The organism is Actinopolymorpha singaporensis, assembly GCF_900104745.1.
GTDB lineage: Bacteria > Actinomycetota > Actinomycetes > Propionibacteriales > Actinopolymorphaceae > Actinopolymorpha > Actinopolymorpha singaporensis.
Genome location: NZ_LT629732.1, coordinates 6,118,807 through 6,139,491 on the forward strand (window position 1 = coordinate 6,118,807; position 20,685 = coordinate 6,139,491).

21 protein-coding genes are annotated in these 20,685 nt (G+C 70.5%); 13 read left to right on the forward strand and 8 right to left on the reverse strand.

Annotated elements, in window-relative coordinates:
* The first annotated feature begins 4 nt into the window (after positions 1-4).
* Positions 5-181 carry a DUF6104 family protein gene (locus BLU27_RS29670; RefSeq protein WP_092656538.1) on the forward strand — a complete coding sequence of 59 codons (177 nt, stop codon included), beginning with the start codon at positions 5-7 and terminating at the stop codon, positions 179-181.
* Between the two features lie 73 nt (positions 182-254).
* Here the strand turns inward: BLU27_RS29670 and BLU27_RS27375 are convergent, their stop codons facing one another.
* Positions 255-1,229, reverse strand: a complete 975-nt coding sequence (locus BLU27_RS27375; RefSeq protein WP_092656540.1) for a zinc-binding dehydrogenase — start codon at positions 1,227-1,229, stop codon at positions 255-257.
* A gap of 92 nt (positions 1,230-1,321) precedes the next feature.
* Complete coding sequence (locus BLU27_RS27380) at positions 1,322-2,560, reverse strand: NAD(P)-dependent malic enzyme (RefSeq protein ID WP_092656542.1); 1,239 nt, start codon at positions 2,558-2,560, stop codon at positions 1,322-1,324.
* A gap of 249 nt (positions 2,561-2,809) precedes the next feature.
* On the opposite strand from BLU27_RS27380, the gene BLU27_RS27385 reads away from it, so the two are divergent.
* The 3 genes from BLU27_RS27385 to BLU27_RS27395 are packed head-to-tail and all read left to right on the forward strand — an operon-like array spanning position 2,810 to position 5,531.
* Entirely contained in the window at positions 2,810-3,721 is a 912-nt protein-coding gene (locus BLU27_RS27385; RefSeq protein WP_092656544.1) for an ABC transporter substrate-binding protein, read from the forward strand.
* Entirely contained in the window at positions 3,718-4,689 is a 972-nt protein-coding gene (locus BLU27_RS27390; RefSeq protein ID WP_092656546.1) for an amino acid ABC transporter permease, read from the forward strand. Before BLU27_RS27385 ends, BLU27_RS27390 begins: the two co-directional genes overlap by 4 nt.
* The gene (locus tag BLU27_RS27395; protein ID WP_449710302.1) at positions 4,686-5,531 is read left to right on the forward strand and encodes an amino acid ABC transporter ATP-binding protein; all 846 of its coding nucleotides are present in this window, start codon (positions 4,686-4,688) and stop codon (positions 5,529-5,531) included. Before BLU27_RS27390 ends, BLU27_RS27395 begins: the two co-directional genes overlap by 4 nt.
* Positions 5,532-5,533: 2 nt before the next feature.
* On the opposite strand, the gene BLU27_RS27400 is transcribed toward BLU27_RS27395, so the two are convergent.
* On the reverse strand, positions 5,534-5,908 hold the full coding sequence (locus BLU27_RS27400) for a S24 family peptidase (RefSeq protein ID WP_277869259.1): 375 nt from the start codon (positions 5,906-5,908) through the stop codon (positions 5,534-5,536).
* Between the two features lie 87 nt (positions 5,909-5,995).
* Between BLU27_RS27400 and sodN the strand changes: the two genes are divergently transcribed.
* The 3 genes from sodN to BLU27_RS27415 all read left to right on the forward strand — a co-directional run bounded on the left by sodN (position 5,996) and on the right by BLU27_RS27415 (position 8,138).
* Positions 5,996-6,400 (forward strand): superoxide dismutase, Ni, encoded by a 405-nt coding sequence (gene sodN / locus BLU27_RS27405; protein WP_092656550.1) that lies wholly within the window; start codon positions 5,996-5,998, stop codon positions 6,398-6,400.
* Between the two features lie 320 nt (positions 6,401-6,720).
* Positions 6,721-7,317 (forward strand): ATP-binding protein, encoded by a 597-nt coding sequence (locus BLU27_RS31015; RefSeq protein ID WP_241827672.1) that lies wholly within the window; start codon positions 6,721-6,723, stop codon positions 7,315-7,317.
* The gene (locus tag BLU27_RS27415; protein WP_092656552.1) at positions 7,314-8,138 is read left to right on the forward strand and encodes an RNA polymerase sigma factor SigF; all 825 of its coding nucleotides are present in this window, start codon (positions 7,314-7,316) and stop codon (positions 8,136-8,138) included. The genes BLU27_RS31015 and BLU27_RS27415 overlap by 4 nt, the downstream gene beginning before the upstream one ends.
* Positions 8,139-8,182: 44 nt before the next feature.
* Here the strand turns inward: BLU27_RS27415 and BLU27_RS27420 are convergent, their stop codons facing one another.
* The gene (locus BLU27_RS27420) at positions 8,183-8,641 is read right to left on the reverse strand and encodes a hypothetical protein (RefSeq protein WP_092656554.1); all 459 of its coding nucleotides are present in this window, start codon (positions 8,639-8,641) and stop codon (positions 8,183-8,185) included.
* Positions 8,642-9,061: 420 nt separating this feature from the next.
* On the opposite strand from BLU27_RS27420, the gene BLU27_RS27425 reads away from it, so the two are divergent.
* The gene (locus BLU27_RS27425; protein WP_092656556.1) at positions 9,062-9,313 is read left to right on the forward strand and encodes a WhiB family transcriptional regulator; all 252 of its coding nucleotides are present in this window, start codon (positions 9,062-9,064) and stop codon (positions 9,311-9,313) included.
* Positions 9,314-9,396: 83 nt separating this feature from the next.
* Here the strand turns inward: BLU27_RS27425 and BLU27_RS27430 are convergent, their stop codons facing one another.
* Positions 9,397-10,896 carry a sensor histidine kinase gene (locus BLU27_RS27430; protein ID WP_092656558.1) on the reverse strand — a complete coding sequence of 500 codons (1,500 nt, stop codon included), beginning with the start codon at positions 10,894-10,896 and terminating at the stop codon, positions 9,397-9,399.
* A gap of 192 nt (positions 10,897-11,088) precedes the next feature.
* Here BLU27_RS27430 and BLU27_RS27435 point away from each other — a divergent pair, with 192 nt between their 5' ends.
* The 5 genes from BLU27_RS27435 to BLU27_RS30130 all read left to right on the forward strand — a co-directional run bounded on the left by BLU27_RS27435 (position 11,089) and on the right by BLU27_RS30130 (position 17,008).
* Positions 11,089-11,997 (forward strand): DUF2785 domain-containing protein, encoded by a 909-nt coding sequence (locus tag BLU27_RS27435; protein WP_092656560.1) that lies wholly within the window; start codon positions 11,089-11,091, stop codon positions 11,995-11,997.
* Between the two features lie 152 nt (positions 11,998-12,149).
* A complete protein-coding gene (locus BLU27_RS27440) occupies positions 12,150-12,485 on the forward strand; it encodes a DUF3311 domain-containing protein (protein ID WP_092656562.1) in 336 nt (111 codons plus the stop codon).
* Complete coding sequence (gene mctP / locus BLU27_RS27445; protein ID WP_092656564.1) at positions 12,482-14,143, forward strand: monocarboxylate uptake permease MctP; 1,662 nt, start codon at positions 12,482-12,484, stop codon at positions 14,141-14,143. The genes BLU27_RS27440 and mctP overlap by 4 nt, the downstream gene beginning before the upstream one ends.
* Positions 14,144-14,223: 80 nt before the next feature.
* Complete coding sequence (locus BLU27_RS27450) at positions 14,224-15,933, forward strand: acetolactate synthase (protein WP_241827673.1); 1,710 nt, start codon at positions 14,224-14,226, stop codon at positions 15,931-15,933.
* Positions 15,934-16,009: 76 nt separating this feature from the next.
* The gene (locus BLU27_RS30130) at positions 16,010-17,008 is read left to right on the forward strand and encodes a GNAT family N-acetyltransferase (RefSeq protein WP_206744630.1); all 999 of its coding nucleotides are present in this window, start codon (positions 16,010-16,012) and stop codon (positions 17,006-17,008) included.
* A 51-nt stretch (positions 17,009-17,059) separates the two neighbouring features.
* Here the strand turns inward: BLU27_RS30130 and BLU27_RS27460 are convergent, their stop codons facing one another.
* The 3 genes from BLU27_RS27460 to BLU27_RS30060 all read right to left on the reverse strand — a co-directional run bounded on the left by BLU27_RS27460 (position 17,060) and on the right by BLU27_RS30060 (position 20,030).
* Entirely contained in the window at positions 17,060-17,275 is a 216-nt protein-coding gene (locus BLU27_RS27460; RefSeq protein ID WP_092656566.1) for a biotin/lipoyl-binding carrier protein, read from the reverse strand.
* 113 nt (positions 17,276-17,388) lie between these two features.
* Positions 17,389-18,690 carry an HD-GYP domain-containing protein gene (locus BLU27_RS27465; protein ID WP_197681599.1) on the reverse strand — a complete coding sequence of 434 codons (1,302 nt, stop codon included), beginning with the start codon at positions 18,688-18,690 and terminating at the stop codon, positions 17,389-17,391.
* Positions 18,687-20,030 carry an HD-GYP domain-containing protein gene (locus BLU27_RS30060; RefSeq protein WP_092656570.1) on the reverse strand — a complete coding sequence of 448 codons (1,344 nt, stop codon included), beginning with the start codon at positions 20,028-20,030 and terminating at the stop codon, positions 18,687-18,689. The genes BLU27_RS27465 and BLU27_RS30060 overlap by 4 nt, the downstream gene beginning before the upstream one ends.
* Positions 20,031-20,685: the final 655 nt, after the last annotated feature.

Consider the following 20,685-nt stretch of genomic DNA (forward strand, 5'->3'; position numbering starts at 1 on the left):
CACGATGTACTTCACCGACCGCGGAATCGAGGAGCTGTCCGACCGCCGGGGAGACGAGGAGGTCTCGCTCGCCTGGCTGGCCGGACGGCTGCAGGAGTTCGTCGACCTCAACCCCGAGTTCGAGACGCCGATCGAACGACTGGCCACCTGGCTGGCCCGCCTGGACGACGAGGACGAGTAGGTCACGCCCGTCTTCACACCCGCGCCGGACGAGTAGCGCGAACCGGCCAGGGTCCGCAGCACGGGACCTCGCGCTACGACTGGACCGTGAAGACGACCTTGCCGAAGAGGTCGCCGTCGGCCATCGCCGCCAGGCCGTCCTTCACCTGCGACAACGGCAGCACCCGGTCGATCACCGGCCGGACCCCGGACTGGTCGCACAGCCGGACCAGCGCGGCGAGTTCGTCCCGCGTGCCCATCGTCGAGCCGACAACCCGCAGGCCGAGATAGAAGATCCGGTTGAGTTCGGCCGGCGGGTTCGGACCGCTCGTGGCACCCGAGCACACCAGCGTCCCGCCCGGTCGCAGCGCCTTCAGCGAGTGGCTCCAGGTGGCCTCGCCGACCGTCTCCATCACCGCGTCGACCCGCTCGGGCAGCCGGGCGCCGGACTCGAACGCGGCGTCCGCGCCGAGTGTGTCCACCGCGCGCGCCCGCTTTGCCTCGTCCCGTCCGGTCACCCAGACCCGCAGGCCGGCGGCCTTGCCGAGCACCACCAGCGCGGTCGACACGCCGCCGCCGGCCCCCTGGACCAGCACGGTGTCACCGGGCCGAAGGCCGGACTGGGTGAACAGCATGCGGTACGCCGTCAGCCACGAGGTGGGCAGGCAGGCCGCCTCCTCGAAGGACAGCGAGGCGGGCTTGGGCAGCAGGTTGGCGCGGGGCACCGCCACCCGCTCGGCGAACGTGCCCGGATACCGCTCGGACAGCAGCGAACGCCGCGGGTCCAGCGTCTCGTCGCCGCGCCAGTGCGGGTCGCCGACGACCGCGTGGACGACGACCTCGTTGCCGTCCTCGTCCACCCCGGCGGCATCGCAGCCGAGGATCATCGGCAGCTGCTTCTCGGCCAGGCCGACACCGCGCAGCGACCACAGATCGTGGTGGTTCAGCGCGGTGGCCCGGACGTCGACGCGCACCCAGTCCGGCGCCGGCTCCGGCTCGGGGCGCTCACCCCACTCCAGCGCGGACAACGGGTCACGGGCATCGAGTCGTGCGGCGTAGGCGGCGAACACGCTCCGACCCTACCGACCCGGCCGGTCGGCGTCAGGCACTCCCGGCCGGGCGAGGTCGGGCAGTGGCCCTCCGCGTACTACGGCGCGAGGGCTCAGCGTCGGGCGAGCCCTTCCGCGCGGGCAGCGTCGGCGACCGCCGCCGCCACGGCGGGTACCACCCGGGCGTCGAACGGCGAGGGGATGATCCGGTCGGCTGCGAGGTCCTCTCCGACCAGCCCGGCCAGCGCCTGGGCCGCGGCCAGCTTCATTCCTTCGCTGATCCCGGTGGCCCGCACGTCCAGCGCTCCCCGGAACACTCCCGGGAACGCCAGCACGTTGTTGATCTGGTTGGGATAGTCCGAACGCCCGGTGGCCACCACCGCGGCGTGCCGGGCGGCGACCTCCGGATGCACCTCGGGTGTCGGGTTGGCGAGCGCGAACACGATCGCGTCCGGCGCCATCGCGGCCACCATCTCCTCCTCGACCTGTCCGCCCGACACGCCGATGAACACGTCGGCGCCGGCGAGGACGTCGGACAGCGAGCCGGTGACCCCGGTCGGATTGGTCGTCAGCGCCAGCGTCTGCTTGATCGGGTTGAGGTCGGTCCGCCCAGGGTGCAGAGCCCCGCCACGGTCGGTGACCACGATGTTGACCACACCGGCCGCGAGCAGGATGGCCGCGACCGCGACGCCCGCCGCACCCGCGCCGGAGATGACCACCCGGAGGTCCACCGGCTTGCGGCGGGTCAGCTCGAGGGCGTTGGTGAGCGCGGCGAGGACGACGATCGCCGTGCCGTGCTGGTCGTCGTGGAACACCGGGATGTCCAGCCGGTCGCGCAGCCGGCGTTCGACCTCGAAACACCGGGGTGCGGCGATGTCCTCCAGGTTGATGCCGCCGAACGCCGGCGCGATCCGGGTCACGGTCTCGACGAGCTCGTCGACGTCGGTGCAGTCCAGGCAGATGGGAACGGCGTCCACCCCGCCGAACTTCTTGAACAGCAGCGCCTTGCCCTCCATCACCGGAAGCGCCGCCTCCGGTCCGATGTCACCCAGTCCGAGCACGGCGGTCCCGTCGGTGACGACCGCGACCGAACGGGACTTCCAGGTGTAGTCATGGACGAGTTCGGGCGATTCGGCGATCGCCGTACAGACGCGGGCGACACCCGGCGTGTAGGCGAGGGAGAGGTCGTCGCGGCCCCGCAGCGGCACCGACGAGGCGACCTCGAGCTTGCCACCGCGGTGGAACGGGAACGCCGGGTCCTCCTCACACCCCACTGGCACGGCGGGCGGCGGAGCCGGGTTGGACCGGGAGAGTCCGGTCAGGGACGAGTCTGTCAAGGAGTCTGTCGACATGAGGACCCTGCGCTAAGAGGCGAGAAAGGGGTGGATCGGCGCGGGGGCACGCGTTCGGTACCCGGCCGGCGCACGAGAAGGACGACACCGCGGCGGCGACGGGAGGGTCCGGGTCGGTCGCTGCGTCAAACGGGGATCACCCGTATCCGATGAGTCTGTCATACCATGTTCGGCCTCGCGGGAGACAACGCGAACTCGCAGGCCACCCGCAGCACTCCGCAACAGCAGTCCACACGCAAAGGACGTGCCATGCCCAGGCAGTTCACCCGCCTCGCGACCGCCTCGTGCGCGGTACTCGTCACCGCCGCCGCGCTCGCCGGCTGTGGCAGCAGCAGCCAGTCAGGCTCCGCCGCCAAGCCGACCGTCACCACCAAGGCCGACAGCAAGCTCGCCGCGATGGTGCCGGAGGAGATCAAGGCGGACAAGAAGATCCGGGTCGGCACCGACGCGTCCTACGCGCCGAACGAGTTCATGGACGCCGACGGCAAGACCGTGATCGGCATGGACGTCGAGCTGTACGACGCGATCGCTGCCAAGTTGGGCTTGCAGGTGCAGTGGGTGCCCAGCGAGTTCGGCAACATCCTGCCTGCGGTGCAGTCCGGAAAGTACGAAGCCGGCGTGTCGTCGTTCACGATCAACCCCGAACGCACCAAGCAGGTGCTGATGATCTCCTACTTCAACTCCCCCATCCAGTGGGTGACGGAGAAGGGCAACCCGAAGAAGGTCAGCATCGACGACGCCTGCGGTCTGCAGGTCGGCGTGCAGAAGGACACCGTCGAGGTGCCCGACCTGGAAGCCCGGTCGAGGAAGTGCGTCGCGGCCGGAAAGCCGAAGATCGGCGTGCAGGCGCTGCCCGGACAGGACACCGTGACCAGCAACGTCGTCACCGGCAAGTACGACGCGATGACCGCGGACCTTCCGATCGCGGTCTACGCCGTGCGGCAGAGCCAGGGCAAGCTCGCCCTGCTCGGTGAGCCGTACGGCCAGGCGCCGTACGGCTTCATCGTCGGCCGCGACCAGAGGAAGTTCGCCGACGCGCTCGCCGCTGCCACCAAGGCGATCATCGACGACGGCACCTACGCCAAGATCCTCAAGAAGTGGGGCAACCAGAAGGGCGCCATCACCGCCGACCAGGTGAAGGTCGAGTCCGCCGCCTCATGAGCGACGCCCGCACCCAGTCCCCGTCGGGCCAGGCCCAGGCCGTCGAGGCGGTGCCGGTCCGCCACCCGTGGCGGTGGGCCGCGAGCGCGGTCATCGTCGTCCTGGCGGCGATGTTCGTGCACATGCTGCTGACGAACCAGGCGTTCCAGTGGGACTTCATGGCCCGCAACGCCTTTTCCGGGCCGGTCCTCGACGGCGCCCGCACCTCGATCGCGCTCACGGTCGTGGCGATGGCGATCGGGATCGCGCTCGGCGTGGTGCTCGCGGTGATGCGGCTGTCGGCCAACCCCATCCTGTCCGGGATCGCCTGGCTGTACATCTGGTTCTTCCGTGCCGTACCCCGCGTCGTGCTGCTGGTGCTGTTCGGCAACCTCGGCATTCTCTACAAGCGCTTCGAGTTCGGTGTCCCGTTCGACTGGGCACTGGCGGACCTGCTGGGCGTGGACCTCGGCGGCCGGCTGTTCGGTTTCGACGCCCGTACGGTGATCTCCGGCTTCGTCGCCGCCATCCTGGGCCTGGCCCTGTCGGAGGCCGCCTACATGGCCGAGATCGTGCGCGCGGGCATCGAGTCCATCCCGCAAGGCCAGCTTGACGCGGCCGGTTCACTCGGCATGTCCCGGGCCCTCACGCTGCGGCGGATCATCCTTCCCCAGGCGATGCGGGTGATCGTGCCGCCGACCGGCAACGAGACGATCGCGATGCTGAAGGACACCGCGCTGGTGGCCTACGTCCCGGCGTACGAACTCTGGTTCCAGTTACAGGGCATCGGCAGCCGTACGTTCCAGGTCTTCCCGATGCTGGTCGCCGCCTGCCTGTGGTACCTCGCGATGAGCAGCGTCCTGATGCTGGTCCAGCACTTCGTCGAACGACACTTCGCCCGCGGAGCGTCCTCCCGGTCAGGGCGGTCCACAAGTGCGGGGCGCACGACCTGGATGCGGCTCGGCCGCGGTGGGACAGGTGGCTCATGACGACACCGGCGGGCACGGGCACCGAAGGCACCCAGGGCGTGCCGAACACCGCGGAGATGGTGCGGGCCGAACAGGTGCGCAAGCGCTTCGGCCGGCACGAGGTGCTCCGCGGCGTCGACCTCTCCGTCCCCAGCGGCCAGGTGTGCTGCGTGATCGGACCGTCCGGCTCGGGCAAGTCGACGTTCCTTCGCTGCATCAACCACCTGGAGAAGATCGACGGCGGCCGGCTGTGGGTGGACGGCGAGCTCGTGGGCTACCGGCAGCGCGGCAACCGGCTGCACGAGCTGAAGCCGAGTGAGGTGGCGGCGCAGCGCCGCGAGATCGGCATGGTCTTCCAGCAGTTCAACCTGTTCCCCCACATGAGCGCGGTGGAGAACGTCATGGAGGCGCCGGTACGCGTACGCCGCGAAGCGCGGTCGGCCGCCCGCGAGCACGCCGAGAACCTGCTGCACCGCGTCGGACTGCGCGACCACATGCGCAAGTACCCCGCCCAGCTGTCCGGTGGGCAGCAGCAGCGGGTGGCGATCGCCCGTGCGCTCGCCATGCGCCCGAAGCTGATGCTGTTCGACGAGCCGACGTCGGCGCTGGACCCCGAGCTCGTCGGCGAGGTCCTCGAGGTGATGCGTCAACTCGCGCTGGACGGCATGACCATGGTCGTCGTCACGCACGAGATGGGCTTCGCCCGCGACGTCGCCGACACCGTGGTGTTCATGGACGACGGCGTGGTGGTCGAGTCCGGAAGGCCGTCGGACGTGCTCACCGACCCGCGGCACGAACGCACCCGGGCCTTCCTCCAGCGGGTCCTGCACACGCGCACCGAGGAGGACCGCGCCGGCCGCTGACCTCAGTCCTGGCGGCCGGTGTGACGGGCTCGCACCCGGCGGGCGACCGCGTTGACGAGCCGGAGCCGGCTGATCACGACGGCGACCAGATCCTGCGGCGGCACCGCACCGACCTGCCACGAGTCGACGCCTTCGTACGGGTTGTCCCGCTCCACCCACCAGCCCTCGGGCTCGCGGCGCACCAGCCGTTTCACCGACAGCGGCCGGTGCGGCAGCCGGACCAGGACCAGCGAGCCCGGCCGAACCGGGACATCGGTCTCTCCTGCCGTGCCGCTGGTGTTGTAGCGCACCACCAGCCGGTCCCCGTCCCGTAGCGTCGGTTGCATGGAGCGGCCACGGACGACTGCGATTCCGAACCGCGGCACACGCTCCCCCACTCACCAGTGTTTGAATGCGGTAGTAGTGTCACAAGACGTTGCAAGGGAACATAACCACCCAGACACGGTTGGGAAGGAAGGGCGAGGATGTTTTCGCGTCTGATCGCACCGGCAGTGGAAGTTTCGGCACACTGTGATCTGCCGTGCGGGGTGTACGACCCGGCCCAGGCACGGATCGAGGCGCAGTCGGTCAAGGCGATCATCGAGAAGCTCGAGGGCAACTCCGACCCCGACTTCCGGGTTCGGGCACTGATGATCAAGGAGCAGCGGGCCGAGCTCGTCAAGCACCACCTGTGGGTGCTGTGGACCGACTACTTCAAGCCGCCGCACTTCGAGAAGTACCCGCAGCTGCACACGCTGTTCAACGAGGCCACCAAGCTCGCCGGCGCCTCCGGCACCAAGGGCTCGGCGGACCTCAAGGCCGCCGACCAGCTGCTGGCCAAGATCGACGAGATCGCCGACATCTTCTGGGAGACCAAGAAGGCAGCCTGAGCCCTCCCGACGACGGCGACCGCGCACGGCCACGAACCGCACCGACTCCCTCGACGAGGGAGCGGTGCGGTTCGTCTTTTCTCCCCACTCGGCGCATCCGCCCGCACACCAGGTCGTCACATGCAGCAACGCACTTCACACTCCCCGTCGCCAAACCAGTCACCAGCAGGTAGTCTCCCGGCGTACGGTGGGGCTGTCGCGACGCAAGCCCAAGACCGAAGGCCTGACCGACAGGTTCGACCACCTCGACGACGCGCACCCGGACCTTCGCGCGCACTCCCGTCGAGGGCCCCCTGCAACCACCTGCGGAGGAACCCCCAGTGACCGAGGTACCGCACAGCGCCGAGGCAGAACAAGGCGACCAGGACAGCGACGTCGTGGAGCTCGGCGTACCCGCACGAACCGCGTACGTCTCGGTCCTGCGCACAACGGCAGCCGCGTTGGCGGCCCGGCTCGACTTCACCCTCGACGAGATCGAGGACCTGCGCATCGCTGTCGACGAGGCGAGCGCGCTCCTGCTCCACCAGGCGGTGGCCGGTTCGCAGCTTCAGTGCCGGTTCGAACTCGCCGGTGACGAGCTCACCGTCGCGGTGACGGTGCACTCGCGCAACCCGCGGGTCCCCGCCCGGAACTCCTTCTCCTGGACAGTGCTCACCGCACTCGCCGGCCACGTCGACACCCTCGTCGAGCCCGAACACCAGCGGGCCACCGTCACGCTGACCAAGCGTGGCGAGACCGCGCGCCTGGCGCACCCGTCGGGTAGCGCCGTCCGCACCCTCGACGACGCGCGGAGCCAGCGCAGCCGAGGTCACCGTAAGCACACCGGCGAGTCCGGAACGTCGCCCGAGGGGAACGCCGCGTCCGGCGGCACCTCGGCAGAGTTACCGCCACGGGGAAGAGGCGCGGCAGAGAAATGATCGAGCACCCAGTGACGCATGATTTCGGGCCGGCGCCGGAAGACCTGCCGGGCCTGGACCGGGTGCTCGACACCCGCACGCTGACCCGCGAACTCTTCGCCCGCCTCGCGCGCTTCGACAGCGACGACCCCCGTCGGGGCAAGGTCCGCGACCGGCTCGTGGAGATGCACCTTCCGCTGGTGGAGCATCTCGCCCGCAGGTTCCGCAACCGCGGCGAGCCGCTGGACGACCTGGTGCAGGTCGGCACCATCGGTCTGATCAAGTCGGTGGACCGGTTCGACGCCGACCGCGGCGTGGAGTTCTCCACCTACGCCACACCCACCATCGTCGGCGAGCTCAAGCGGCACTTCCGCGACCGCGGCTGGGCCATCCGGGTTCCCCGCCGCCTGCAGGAGTTGCGGCTGTCCCTCGCCACCGTGACCGGTGACCTCACCCAGGAACTCGGCCGGGCACCGACGGTCGGCGAGCTCTCGGGCAAGCTCGGCGTGCGGGAGGAAGAGGTTCTCGAGGGGCTGGAGTCGGCCAACGCCTACAGCACGCTGTCTCTCGACGCTCCAGACCAGGGGCAGGACGACGCACCCGCCGTCGTGGACTCCCTCGGCACCGAGGACGAGGCACTGGAAGGCGTGGAGTACCGCGAGGCCCTTCGGCCGCTGCTGTCGCAGCTTCCCGAGCGGGAGAAGCGCATTCTGCTGCTGCGGTTCTTCAAGGGGATGACGCAATCCCAGATTGCGGCCGAGGTCGGCATCTCGCAGATGCACGTGTCCCGCCTGCTCTCGCGTACGCTCGCCCAACTTCGCGAACGCCTGCTGCAGGACTGACGCACCGGCGCGGCCCACCGCACGGCAGCGGAGATCGCCGAGCTCTACTCCCGGAACACCGCGGTCGAAGGCGGCGCCAGGACGAGCACCAGAGTGACGATCGCCGCCACCAGCATGGCCGCGCCGACGGCGGTCGTACTCCCCGACAGGAGTTCGTACCCGAGCGGCAACATCAGCAACTGGATCGCGACCACCGGACCGCGACTCCATCGGCGGCCGCGCCGCAGGCCCCACGCCACGAAGCCGAGTCCGACTCCGGCGGCGAGTACGAACACGCCGGCGCTGGCGGCGATTCCCATGCCGCGCGGACGAGTGATGATCGCCTCGACGGTCAGCCAGCCGCCGGTCACCACCGCGCCCAGCGCCTCCAGCCCGACCACGACGGCGGCGGCGATCAGGGTGGCCGGCGTGCCCGCGGGCCGGCCGGTGGTCGGGTCGGCGTCGGCGGTCGCTTCGGCGGGTGCCGACGACTTCGGCGAGGGGTTGGTACGACGGCGGGACATACCGCGAAGATTACCGAGCAGCCGGTTGGCGGATACCGCCGAGCGACCCGCGTCGGCCCGCCGATATCCTATGCGGTTTGCTGCGACATGTTCGGTGCGTGTAGATCAACATCACGCACGGTGACCGTTGGGCCCGGTTTGTGACGTAACCGACATGGACTTTTCCGCGGCATAACGCGGAAAGGGTCTTGTGTATCGCTGGCAGAGTTGAAACTATCGAGCCTGCAGAGAGGCGCAGACACCCGATCGGTGCGTGCGCCGGGGGCTGACGTACGGCGATCGCATATGTGTGGCCGCCACCAGGACACTGGTGTGCGCTCGTTGTCACGCAAAAGATCGTGAAAGTGTTCACACAGCAGAATCAAGCCAACTGCGAGGCCGGTGGATCCGGCACGCAACGAACTGAGGAGTGAAGCCTTGATGGACTGGCGCCACCGGGCCATCTGCCGGGACGAGGACCCTGAGCTGTTCTTCCCGATCGGGAACACCGGGCCCGCGCTCCTGCAGATCGAGGAGGCCAAGGCGGTCTGCCGTCGTTGTGAAGTCGTCGACCTCTGTCTGCAGTGGGCCCTTGAAACCGGCCAGGACGCCGGAGTCTGGGGCGGAATGAGCGAAGAGGAGCGACGGGCGCTCAAGCGCCGCGCCGCCCGCTCCCGGGCCCGCATCATCTGATTTCGCGACGCCTCGGAACAGCCCCTGCCCCATCGGGCGGGGGCTTGTTTCATGTCCGCGTGGTGTCGAGGTGATCGGCGGCGTCACAGGTGTGCGTGCCGCCCGCGACCGCGCGGCTGTCCCTCGTCGGGAAGGTCGACCACCACCCGGGTGCCACTACCTTCCTCCCGGCCGCCGATCGACAGCACCCCGCCGAGTTCGCTCTCCACCAGGGTGCGGACGATCTGCAGGCCCAGCTGGCCCGAGCGCTCCACGTCGAAGTCCGCGGGCAGTCCGCGCCCGTCGTCCTCGACCACCACTCGCAACCGGCCCGCCGACCGGTCGGCGATCACCTCGACCCGGCCGCCCCGCCGGCCCACACCGTGCTGGACGGCGTTCTGCGCAACCTCGGTGATCACCATCGCCAAGGGCGTCGCCGTCTCCGCGCCGAGCAGCCCGAACGACCCGACCCGCCGGGGCGCCACCCTGGTCTCCGGGATCGACACCTCGGCCACCATCGCCAGCACCCGGTCGGCCACCTCGTCGAACTCGACGCGTTCCTCGAACGCCGTGGACAGCGTCTCGTGCACGATCGCGATCGTGCCCACCCGCCGGACCGCCTCCTCCAGCGCCTCCCGGCCACCGGCCGCTCCGATGCGGCGCGCCTGCAGGCGGAGCAGGGCGGCCACCGTCTGCAGGTTGTTCTTGACACGGTGGTGGATCTCGCGGATGGTCGCGTCCTTGGTGAGGAGTTCACGTTCGCGCCGACGTAGATCGGTGACGTCGCGCAGCAACACCAGCGCGCCAACCTGGGTAGCGTTCGGCACCAACGGAATCACCCGCATGGTGACCACCGCACCGTTGTTCTCCACCTCGGTCTGGCGGGGCGCGCGTCCGGAGATGAGCACCGGAATCGCCTCGTCCACCGGGCGGCGCGACGGCGGCAGCAAACCGGCGGTGATCGTCCCCAGGTGACAGCCGAGGAGATCGCCGGTCAGGCCGAGCCGGCGATATGCCGACTGGGCGTTCGGACTCGCGTACGTCACAACGCCGTCCACATCGAGCCGGACCAGACCGTCACCCACCCGCGGTGCCGCGTCGAGGTCGGCCGGCTCGCCTGGCAACGGAAAGCCGCCCTCGCTGATCATCTGCGCGAGGTCCGCCGCGGTCTTGAGGTATGTCAACTCCAACCTGCTCGGCGTTCGGACCGAGAGCAAGTTCGTGTTGCGGGTGATGACGCCGAGCACCCGGCCGGAGCGGCGCACCGGGATGCTCTCGATCCGGACCGGCACCTCGTCCCGCCATTCCGGGTCACCTTCCCGGCAGATCCGGCCGTCGTCGTAGGCGGTGTCCAGCAGCTGCCGGCGTCCTCGTGGCACGAACGACCCCACCAGGTCGTCGAGGTGGGCGGTCGGCCCGGTCGTCGGGCGCATCTGCGCACACGCCCAGAAACCCAGCCCCTCCCGGTCCGGGACCCACAGGACGAGATCGGCGAACGACAGGTCCGCGAGCATCTGCCACTCGGCCACCAGTCGGTGCAGCCACTCGCGATCGAGCTCGGCGAGCTCGGTGTACTGGCGGACGACGTCGTCGAGAGAGGGCACGCCGAGAGCGTATCCGGCGGGCGCACCGGCGCGTCTGCCCAAGTCGGGCCGGTGCTCGTGCGACGCGGAGACACACGAGCCAGGCAGCCCTTTTCGGGCATGCGCTAGTCTCGCGGCCTGCGGCGGTTTCGATCACGCCCGCGCGGTCCTCGATAGCACGCGGAGTACGCGTATGTCTGGAAGGATGTCCCCGTGGGGGTTCGGTCAGGTTACTGGGAACACATCCGCGCAAGCGGTTTCAGGCTGCCCGACGACCGCCCTCTCGACGACCTGACCGCCGAGCTCGTGCAGATGCTCGGCGACCCCGACCCACGGGTTCGCGACGGCATCGCCCGGCCGGTGCTCCTCACCTGGATCGGCGACGGCGTCTACGACGACCTGCTGCCCGGTTTCGGCGACGGGGTGGCCGAGGGCCTGTACACCGGGCTCGGCGACGACGGCACCGACACGGTGTTCCGGCGCGCCGGCTCCGCCAGGTTGCTGGCCGAGGCGGTGTTGCGGGACCAGGTGGCCAGGGTGCTGCACTCCGACGCGATCTTCCGCTGGGGCGACCGGGCGGCTTCGTGGTTCGTCCGCGAACGCGATCTACGCGGGTACGTCGACGGGCGCGGCTGGGCGCACGCGGTCGCCCACGGCGCCGACCTGCTCGCCGCGCTGGCCCGCTCCGAACACTTCGAGAAGCTCGAACTCACCGTGCTGCTCGACGTGGTGGCCGACCGGCTGCTCACCCCCGCCGGCTACCACTTCCGCAACGGCGAGGACGACCGGCTGGCGTTCGCCGTGATGACCGTGCTCCACCGCAACCTGCTCGACGTCGACGTGCTCGAGCCGTGGGTCGAACGCCTCGCCGCCGCGCTGGTTCCGCCGCCGGACGAGGACGACGAGCCCCAGCCGGAGTGGCCCACCCCGGTCGCCGGCAACACCGGTTCCTTCCTGCGGGCGCTTCACCTCCAGCTCGCGCTCGGTGTCGTCGGTCAGCAGACGCCACGCGACGTGGCGTTGTTCGGAACCCCACCGCACGTACGCGCCGACCTGCTGCTGGTGCTGCTGCGAGTGCTGCGGGCCAGCCGCCCGGGGTTGTTCTCCGCGCCGTCGCGCTGACGTTCCACCACGCTTTCACGACGACGTTCCCTACGTCCTCGTTCCGTCGCCAGGGCGCGTCGCGGTCAGAACTCTTTCCCCGAACCGGACCGGGCACTACTCTCGTCGCGGCTGTCCAGCACGGAGGTTCTCGGACGTCTACGGAGGTCGTCATGGTGGCACCAGCAGCTCGCGGATCCGCACCACTGGTCACCCCCACCCGGGTGGTGGTCGCGGTGCTGCTCGCCGCGCCGTTCGTGGGCACGTTGTGGGTGACGTCGTACGCCCGGGTGGAGCCGCGCCTCGGCGCGTTCCCCTTCTTCTACTGGTACCAGATCCTCTGGATCTTCCTGTCCGCCCTGTGCACGGTCGCCGCCTACCTGCTGGTGCGGCGGGAGAACCGCCGGCGCGGCAGCTCGGCGTCGACCAGGGCAGCCGAAGCCCGGTCCGCCGGTGACACGGGCACCACGACCACCACGACAGACCGGACCGAAGGCGGTACGCGATGAAACCTGGAATCGACGCCACCGCACTCGCGGTGGTCGTGGTGTTGTTCGTCGCCGTGACGGTGCTCGGCTTCAAGGCCGCCCGGTGGCAGCAGGGCGGTTCGCTGGCCAGCCTGGACGAATGGGGGCTCGGCGGCCGGCGGTTCGGCACGTGGGTGACGTGGTTCCTGCTCGGCGGCGACCTCTACACCGCGTACACCTTCGTGGCCGTGCCGGCGGTGATGTTCGCCTCCGGCGCGCAGGGCTTCTTCGCGGTGCCGTACACGATCATCGTGTATCCGTTGGTGTTCTTGTTCCTTCCGAGGCTGTGGTCGGTGTCGCATCGGCGCGGGTACGTCACCCCGGCCGACTTCGTGCAGGGACGCTTCGGCTCCCGCGCGCTCGCCCTGGCCGTCGCCCTCACCGGCATCCTGGCCACGATGCCCTACATCGCCTTGCAGCTGGTCGGAATCCAGGCCGTGTTCGAGGTGATGGGCCTGGGTGGCTCGGGCAACATCCTGCTCGCCGACGCCCCGCTCTTCCTCGCGTTCGCCGTCCTGGCGGCCTACACCTACTCCTCGGGCCTGCGCGCGCCGGCGCTGATCGCCTTCGTCAAGGACCTGCTGATCTACCTCGTGATCGTGGTGGCGATCGTCTACATCCCCACCAGGCTGGGCGGTTGGGGCGGCATCTTCGACGCGGCCGAGAGGAAGTTCGCCGCCGCCGACGGCGCGGCCGGGCACCCGGCGGAGTTCTCCTTCGCCGCGGTCGGCCAGGCCTGGCCGTACGCCACGCTGGCACTGGGTTCGGCGATGGCGCTGTTCATGTACCCCCACGCCATCACCGCCGTCCTGTCGGCGAAGAACCGCGCCGTGCCACGCCGCAACGCCGCGATCCTGCCGGCGTACTCCTTCCTGCTGGCCCTGCTCGCCCTGCTCGGCTTCATGGCGATCGCGGCCGGGATCAAGCCCGTCGGGCTGAACGGCAAGCCCAACGCGCAGCTGTCGGTGCCGATGCTGTTCGACGCGATGTTCCCGAGCTGGTTCGCCGGAGTGGCCTTCGCCGCGGTCGCGATCGGCGCACTGGTACCCGCCGCGATCATGTCCATCGCGGCGGCCAATCTGTGGACCCGCAACGTCTACAAGGCGTTCCTGCGCCCGGGCGCCACTCATGCCGAGGAGGCCAGGCAGTCCAAGCTGGTCTCGCTGGTGGTGAAGTTCGGTGCGCTGATCTTCGTGCTGGGCCTGGACAAGAGCTTCGCCATCAACCTGCAGCTGCTCGGCGGCATCTGGATCCTGCAGACCTTCCCCGCCATCGTCTTCGGGCTCTACACCCGGTGGTTCCACCGCTGGGCGCTGTTCGCCGGGTGGGCGGTGGGCATGGCCTACGGCACCTGGACGGCGTACAACATCTCCAACCCGCTCACCGGCGCGCAGCACTTCGGCGGGTCCACGGCGAGCATCCCGCTGCTCGGGGAGAAGGGCTACGTCGCGATGACGGCGTGGGTGCTCAACGTCGTGGTGACGGTGGTCGCGACCGTGGTCCTGCGGGCGCTGAAGGTTCCGAACGGGCAGGACCGCACCCAGCCCGGCGACTACCTCGCCGACGCCGGCGAGCCTGGCGTACGGGACGTCGTGACCCCGGGCGTGACCGGAAAGTCCGGCGCGGCCGCGGAGGCGTAGGGGCCACGAGTCAGGCGTCCCCGCCTCCGGACATGCCCGGACAGCGGCGTGCGCGGACTACCGCAGGGTAGGTTTCGGACATGACCGAGATCGAGCAGACGGGCATGGGGGGCTCTGAGAGTTCGGGGGTCCGCGAAGGCCACGGCGGCGACCTCGCGGTCGCGGTGGCCCGGGCACACGGTGTCTCCGCGATGTTCACCCTGTCCGGTGCCCACGTCTTCCCGCTGTACGACGCGGCGGTCGGCGGCGCCGGGCGGCCCTCCCCTCCCCCGCTGCGCCTGGTCGACGTCCGGCACGAGCAAACCGCCGTGTTCGCGGCCGAGGCGGTCGGCAAACTCACCCGCACACCCGGACTGGCGGTGGTCACCGCCGGGCCGGGCGTCACCAACGCGGTGAGCGCGGTGACCCAGGCCCACCAGGCGGGGTCACCGCTGGTGTTGCTCGGTGGCCGCGCGCCGACCCAGCGGTGGGGCGCGGGCAGCCTGCAGGAGCTCGACCATCCACCGCTGCTCGCCCCGGTCACCAAGCTGGCCGCGACCGTACCCACCGTGGACGAGATCGTCCCTGCGGTGGACCAGGCGTTCCGGCTCGCGGGCGCGCGCCACCGTGGCCCGGTCTTCCTCGACGTACCCATGGACCAGCTCTACAGCCGTACGTCCGCGTCCGTGCCCGAGGTGGCCGAACCCGATCTCGGTGAGCCGGACGCGGAGGCAGTCGGCGAGATCGCGAGCCTGCTGGCGTCCGCCCAGCGTCCGCTGCTGGTGCTCGGCTCCGACGTCTACCTGGACCGTGCCGACTGTGCCGCCCGCACGCTCGTCGAGGAGCTCGAGCTACCGGTCGTCGCCAACGGCATGGGCCGCGGCATCTTCCAGCCCGGGCACCCGCAGCTGGTGTCCCGGGCCCGTTCGACCGCCGTCGGGCGCTGCGACCTGGCCATCGTGGTGGGTACGCCGCTGGACTTCCGGCTGGCGTACGGCTCCTTCGGTGGCCGCGACGGCGCGCCGCCGGCGAAGGTCGTGCACGTCGCCGACGCACCGGACCAGTTGGCCGCGCACGTAGCCCTCGCGGCCGCCGCGGCCGGGCCGTTGCGGATCACGCTGGCCACCCTGGCAACCGCGTGGGAGCAGGTGCTGCGCCGCCCGGGCTGGACGGCCTGGTCCGCGGAGCTGCGGGCGAGCGAGCAGGCGGCCCGGGCCCGCGACGCCGCGCTGCTGACGGCGGACACCGACCCGATCCATCCGGCCCGCATCTACGGCGAGCTTCGCCGCCTGCTGGCCGAGGACGCCGTGGTGATCGGTGACGGTGGCGACTTCGTGTCGTTCGCCGGAAAGTACGTCGAGCCGGCCCGCCCGGGATGCTGGCTGGATCCCGGGCCGTTCGGCTGTCTCGGCGCGGGCCTCGGCGCGGCGATCGCCGCCCGGGTGAGCCGGCCGTCCTCGCAGGTCGTGCTGCTGCTCGGGGACGGCGCCGCAGGGATGTCGCTGCTCGACGTCGACACGCTGGTGCGGCACCGGCTGCCGGTGGTGATGGTGGTCGGCAACAACGGCTGCTGGGGGCTGGAGAAGCACCCCATGCGGATGTTGTACGGCTACGACGTCGCCACAGACCTGCGCCCGGCCACCCGCTACGACCAGGTCGTGCGTGCCCTTGGCGGGGCCGGCGAGACGGTCGCCCGCCCGGACGACATCGGGCCTGCGCTGCGCCGGGCGTTCGACTCGGGGGTGCCGTACCTCCTCAATGTGCTCACCGACCCCGAGATCCCCTACCCGAGGGCCACCTTCGGCGTCTGAGCAGCCGTCGGGCCACCCCCGCGGTGTCCCGCCGGGCTCGCGTGGGGCTGTCGGTTGCCTCGGCTATAACGGACGGATGCTTGTCCGCGACGCCCGACCGAGCGAGTACGACGCCGTGAGCCGCCTGCTGGGCGAGGTCTACGGTGGCGAGAGCCTGGTCCATCCCCACTACCTCCCCGCCCTGGGCGACACCCGCAGGCGAGCCGAGGATCCCGCGACCGACGTCCTCGTCGCGGTCGACGCCGGCCGGGTGGTCGGCACCGCGACTCTCACCCTGCCCGGCACCCTGTGGACGGAGGATCCGCCTGCGGAGGCGACGCTGCGGATGCTCGCGGTCGCCCCGGACGCGCGTCGAGGAGGCGTCGGCACCGCGCTGATCGAGGAGTGCACCGCGCGGTGCCGGCTGGCCGGGGAGACCACCATCGCGTTGGCCACCACCGACTCCATGGCCGACGCGCACCGCCGCTACGAACGCCTCGGCTTCGTCCGGGTGCCCGAGCGCGACTGGGTGACGCAGTCCGGTGAGCCACTGCGTGCGTACGTCCGTTCGCTGCCGCCCGCGCCGGTGATCCGGGAGGCACGTCCGGAGGAGTACGCCGCGGCCGGGCAGGTGACGCTGGCGGCATACCAGCGGGACGGCCTGCTGGCCGGCACGGACGACTACGCCGAGACACTGCTCGACACCAAGCGGCGGGCCCACGAGGCGTCGCTGCTGGTGGCCGTGGGCGAGGCTGCCGGAGAGTTCGCCGGGGAGGCCGAGGGGGCGGTGCTGGGCACGGCGACGTACTGCCCGCCCGGGTCGCCCTACCACGAGCTGAGCGGCCCGGGTGAGGGAGAGTTCCGCATGCTCGCGGTGGCGCCCGCCGCCCGGGGTCGCGGCGTCGGCGAACTCCTCGTCCGTACGATCCTGCGGCTGGCCCGCGCGGACGGCCACCACGCGGTCGTGCTGTCGACGACGACGGGTGCCCACCGGGCACACCGGCTGTACGAACGCCTCGGCTTCGACCGGGTACCCGAACGCGACTGGCAACCCGTGCCGGGTCTCACCCTGCTCGCCTACCGCCGCGAGATCTGACCGAGAGGCTGCCGGAGCAGGTGGGCCAGGCGCCCCACTTCGCAACCCACCTCAGTCGAGTACGACGAGCAGGTCGCCTTCCTGGACGACCTCGCCCGGCTTCACGGTGACCTCGCGCACCCGGCCGGCGTACTCGGCGAGCACGGGGATCTCCATCTTCATCGACTCCAGCACCAGCAGCGTCTGCCCCGCCAGCACCGAGTCACCGGACTGCACCGCCACCTCGAAGACGTTCGCGACCATCTCCGCCCTGACCTGCTCGGCCACAGCCTCTCCTTCCCTGGACCGCCCGCCATCCAACCACGCAGGGCACGGCCGGCACCGTCTCCGTGGTTCGCCGCGCCGTCCAGTGGGGACCCGCCGTCAGCGGGAAGCCGGCCTCAGCGGGGAGCCGGCGTCACCCGGTCGAGAACCCTCGCCAGCGAGGCGACGACCCGCGGGTCGTACTCGTACGCCATTCCCAGCCGGAGTCCCTCCAGTGCCTCCAGCCGCGCGTCCTCGCTGGTGGCCCGGCCCACCATGTCGTCATAGGCGTTGACGACCTTGATGATCCGGCTCTCCTGCGGCACGGTCGGGTCGTCGGGCAGGTGCGGGCGGCGGTACGGCTCGGCCTGGGCCTCCACCACCTCCGCGACGTCCTCCAGCACGCCGGTCTGGCGGACGACCTGCGCGCCGAACGTCGCGATCCGCCGGCGCTCGTCCGGGGTCACCAGCACGGTCGCGCCGCCGGGGATGGCGTCGGTGAGGGAGAGCTGGCCGAGGTCGTGCATGAGGGCGGCGTACTGCAGTACCCGCATCCGGCGTTCGGGCAGGCCGAGGTCGCGGCCGATGGCGAGGGCGAGGGCGGTGACCCGGCGGGCGTGGCCGGTGTCGGTGTAGCCGCCGACCTCGGTGGCCCGCGACAGCGCCTGGATGGTCTGCACCTGGGTACGCCTGATCGCGGCGTACCGGCGGTAGGACAGCTGGGCCAGCAGCAGCGGGATGGTGACCAGTGGCAGGCCCCACAGACCGACTTCCCACGTGGCCAGCGGGATGAGCACCCCGGTAGACGCGATCGCCGCACCGATGCCGAAGAACGCGCCGAGCTCGTTGCGCAGCAGCGCCCGGAACGGCCCCCACTGCTGGCTGGCCGCGACTCCGGCGGCGAGCACCGCTTCCAATGGCCAGGCGACCAGGCCCACGACCACCGTGAGCAGGACGTAGTCGGAGGGGACGTGGCTGTCGAACGAGGCGAACAGCTCGTCGTCGAGGACCAGCGGACGGAACAGCAGGGCGACACCGGCCACCACGAGCACCCGCCGGGCGATGCCCTCCAACTCGGCCGACCGGCCTGCGAGCACGTGGGGAAGCGCGCCCGCGAGCATCCCGCCGGAGGTCACCGCGACGGTCTGCAGGATCGAGTGGGACGCCCGTCCCTCCGTGGGCAGGTGACTGAGGAGGGCGTATCCCAGTGCCGTGGCCAGCCCGATGGGCGCCTGCACCCGGTCATCGGGCAGCCGCAGTCGCACCATCTCACCGACCGCGACCAGGCACCCGAACACGCCCGCCACCGCCGGCGCCGTGACGCCGCGCATGGCGGTCTCCACCACCGCGACCAACAGCAGGACACCGGCGCACACCGACAGCAGGACCGAGCCGTCCAGTCGCGGGTGGGTGCGGTACGGCGACAGCGTGCCGCTCACGAGTTGGCCTCGGCCGAGCCCTCGACCTGGGGCGGGTGCACCGGGTCGTCGTGGTCGAAGAGGACCTTCTGCCTGGCCGCCGGCGTCGGCTGCACCGGCTGCGCCGGCGCGGGCTGCCATCCCTCGCGTTCGACGGCGGTGACGAACTTGTCGACAAGCTCGGGGTCGAAGTGGCTTCCGCGGCAGCGCCGGAGCTCGTCCAGGGCCTCCGGGACCGGGCGGGCGGCGCGGTAGGAACGCACGCTGGTCATGCAGTCGAAGGCGTCGGAGATCGACAGCACCCGGGCGAACACCGGGATGTCGCCGGCCCGCAGCCCGGAGGGGTAACCGGTGCCGTCGTAGCGCTCGTGGTGGTGCATGATGCCGGCCCGGGCGTCCTCCAAAAACGCGATGTCGCCGACCACCTCGACGCCGTGCAGCGGGTGCTGCTTGATGGCCTCGAACTCCTCCTCGGTGAGCCGGCCGTCCTTCTGCAGGATCCGGGTGGGTACGCCGATCTTGCCGACGTCGTGCAGCAGACCGGCCTCGGCCACGGCGTCCAGGCGGTCGCCGTCCCAGCCCATCTGGGTGCCGAGCAGGCGCGCGGCCCGGGCGACCCGCTCACCGTGGCCGCGGGTGTAGAGGTCCTTGGTCTCGATCGCCTGGGCCAGTGCCTGCAGCGTGGACTGGTGGGACTTCTGCTCCGCGGCGTACTGCGCGAACGCCCAGCGCGCGACCAGCAACGGCACCAGGAGCAGCAGACCGGCGAACGGGCCGAGCTGGCCGAGCCAGAGCACGGCGAGCAGCAGGCCGAGGTAGGAGTAGCCGAGGAAGGAGAGGAAGACCTCGAAGAAGTTGGCACGGAGTGCGCGCACCGGCGCCCGGCCGCCGTCGAGCCAGAGAACCCCGATCAGCAGCGTGGCGTTCGCCACGTGGTAGGCGACGATCGCCGCCGTGATCTGGACCAGGATCTGCGGGAACGAGTCACGTGCGAGGTCACCGACCTCGCCGCCGAGCGTGATGTACGTGAAGCCGCCGATGAACGTGCAGACGACGTTCTGGGCGACGTTGTAGGCCCGTTTGAAAACGGGATTGTCATGCCTGGTGGCGAAGAGCGCGCCGATCAGTGCCGGCGCACCCCACATCCCGAGCACCGGGTAGGTCGCCACCGCGACGACGGAGGTGAGGGAGACGATGACGTTGCGGCCGAGCCTCGACTTCAGCTGCTCGGTGAGCAGCACGAGCAGGGCGAACCACACGATGTCCGTCGGCCTTGAGACGTTGGCCACCGAGAGCACGGAGATCACGCCGGCGACAACACACAGCCCAAGTACGTAGACCCGGGTGGACCGCCTCGGCATGGATGACCACTCTTCCTGACCGGCTGCCGAGCAGCTTAGCTGGCTTGAGCACCCGGATCATCCCCACTCCCAACCGCCCTGCACCACGGTCCGGTCTGCGGTGGCTGCACTCATCCGCGCACCCCCTCTCCTGTGGTCGGCGCAGTCACCCGGTCACCGTGCCTGTCCGCCGTTGTCAGGCGGTCGGCAGCGTGGGGGACTTCGCGGGTTCGGCTGTGCGATGCAGGCCGTTCGGGTGCCGTCGTACGACCGTCGCTCATCCGGTCGACCGGGCACGCCTGGGCTGTCAGCCCCACTCCCAGCCGCGCTTGGCCGCCGATGTGGCGATGGTGACGGTGGTGGTGACGGTGGTGGTGCGAACGCCGTTCATAAGCCTGCCTTCCTTCGAGTGATGACGTGGGGCGAATCGACAAGGACCGGGGAAGGCAACACGGAGAGCTACATAAGAGGCAGGTGCCTGCTGGCGAGATGGTCACTTTCCGCCACCGAAACATCACCTCGGTCGCGGCTCCACTGCTCGCTCGTGACCCGGTGATGAGGAGTCAACGGGGAAAGATCAGCGCGGTCAACTCTGTACCAGACCAACGACTCCGAAGAGTGATGACTACTCTTCGTGAGTACTGACCGGTAGGCGTTCGGCGGCAGAATCACCCAA

What these genes read in the sequence shown, in the direction of transcription:
- BLU27_RS29670 (WP_092656538.1), top strand. Translation starts at nt 5, where the DNA reads ATGTACTTCACCGACCGCGGAATCGAGGAGCTGTCCGACCGCCGGGGA.
- BLU27_RS27380 (WP_092656542.1), bottom strand. Translation starts at nt 2,560, where the DNA reads ATGTCGACAGACTCCTTGACAGACTCGTCCCTGACCGGACTCTCCCGG.
- BLU27_RS27385 (WP_092656544.1), top strand. Translation starts at nt 2,810, where the DNA reads ATGCCCAGGCAGTTCACCCGCCTCGCGACCGCCTCGTGCGCGGTACTC.
- BLU27_RS27390 (WP_092656546.1), top strand. Translation starts at nt 3,718, where the DNA reads ATGAGCGACGCCCGCACCCAGTCCCCGTCGGGCCAGGCCCAGGCCGTC.
- BLU27_RS27395 (WP_449710302.1), top strand. Translation starts at nt 4,686, where the DNA reads ATGACGACACCGGCGGGCACGGGCACCGAAGGCACCCAGGGCGTGCCG.
- sodN (WP_092656550.1), top strand. Translation starts at nt 5,996, where the DNA reads ATGTTTTCGCGTCTGATCGCACCGGCAGTGGAAGTTTCGGCACACTGT.
- BLU27_RS27415 (WP_092656552.1), top strand. Translation starts at nt 7,314, where the DNA reads ATGATCGAGCACCCAGTGACGCATGATTTCGGGCCGGCGCCGGAAGAC.
- BLU27_RS27420 (WP_092656554.1), bottom strand. Translation starts at nt 8,641, where the DNA reads ATGTCCCGCCGTCGTACCAACCCCTCGCCGAAGTCGTCGGCACCCGCC.
- BLU27_RS27425 (WP_092656556.1), top strand. Translation starts at nt 9,062, where the DNA reads ATGGACTGGCGCCACCGGGCCATCTGCCGGGACGAGGACCCTGAGCTG.
- BLU27_RS27440 (WP_092656562.1), top strand. Translation starts at nt 12,150, where the DNA reads ATGGTGGCACCAGCAGCTCGCGGATCCGCACCACTGGTCACCCCCACC.
- mctP (WP_092656564.1), top strand. Translation starts at nt 12,482, where the DNA reads ATGAAACCTGGAATCGACGCCACCGCACTCGCGGTGGTCGTGGTGTTG.
- BLU27_RS27450 (WP_241827673.1), top strand. Translation starts at nt 14,224, where the DNA reads ATGACCGAGATCGAGCAGACGGGCATGGGGGGCTCTGAGAGTTCGGGG.
- BLU27_RS30130 (WP_206744630.1), top strand. Translation starts at nt 16,010, where the DNA reads ATGCTTGTCCGCGACGCCCGACCGAGCGAGTACGACGCCGTGAGCCGC.
- BLU27_RS30060 (WP_092656570.1), bottom strand. Translation starts at nt 20,030, where the DNA reads ATGCCGAGGCGGTCCACCCGGGTCTACGTACTTGGGCTGTGTGTTGTC.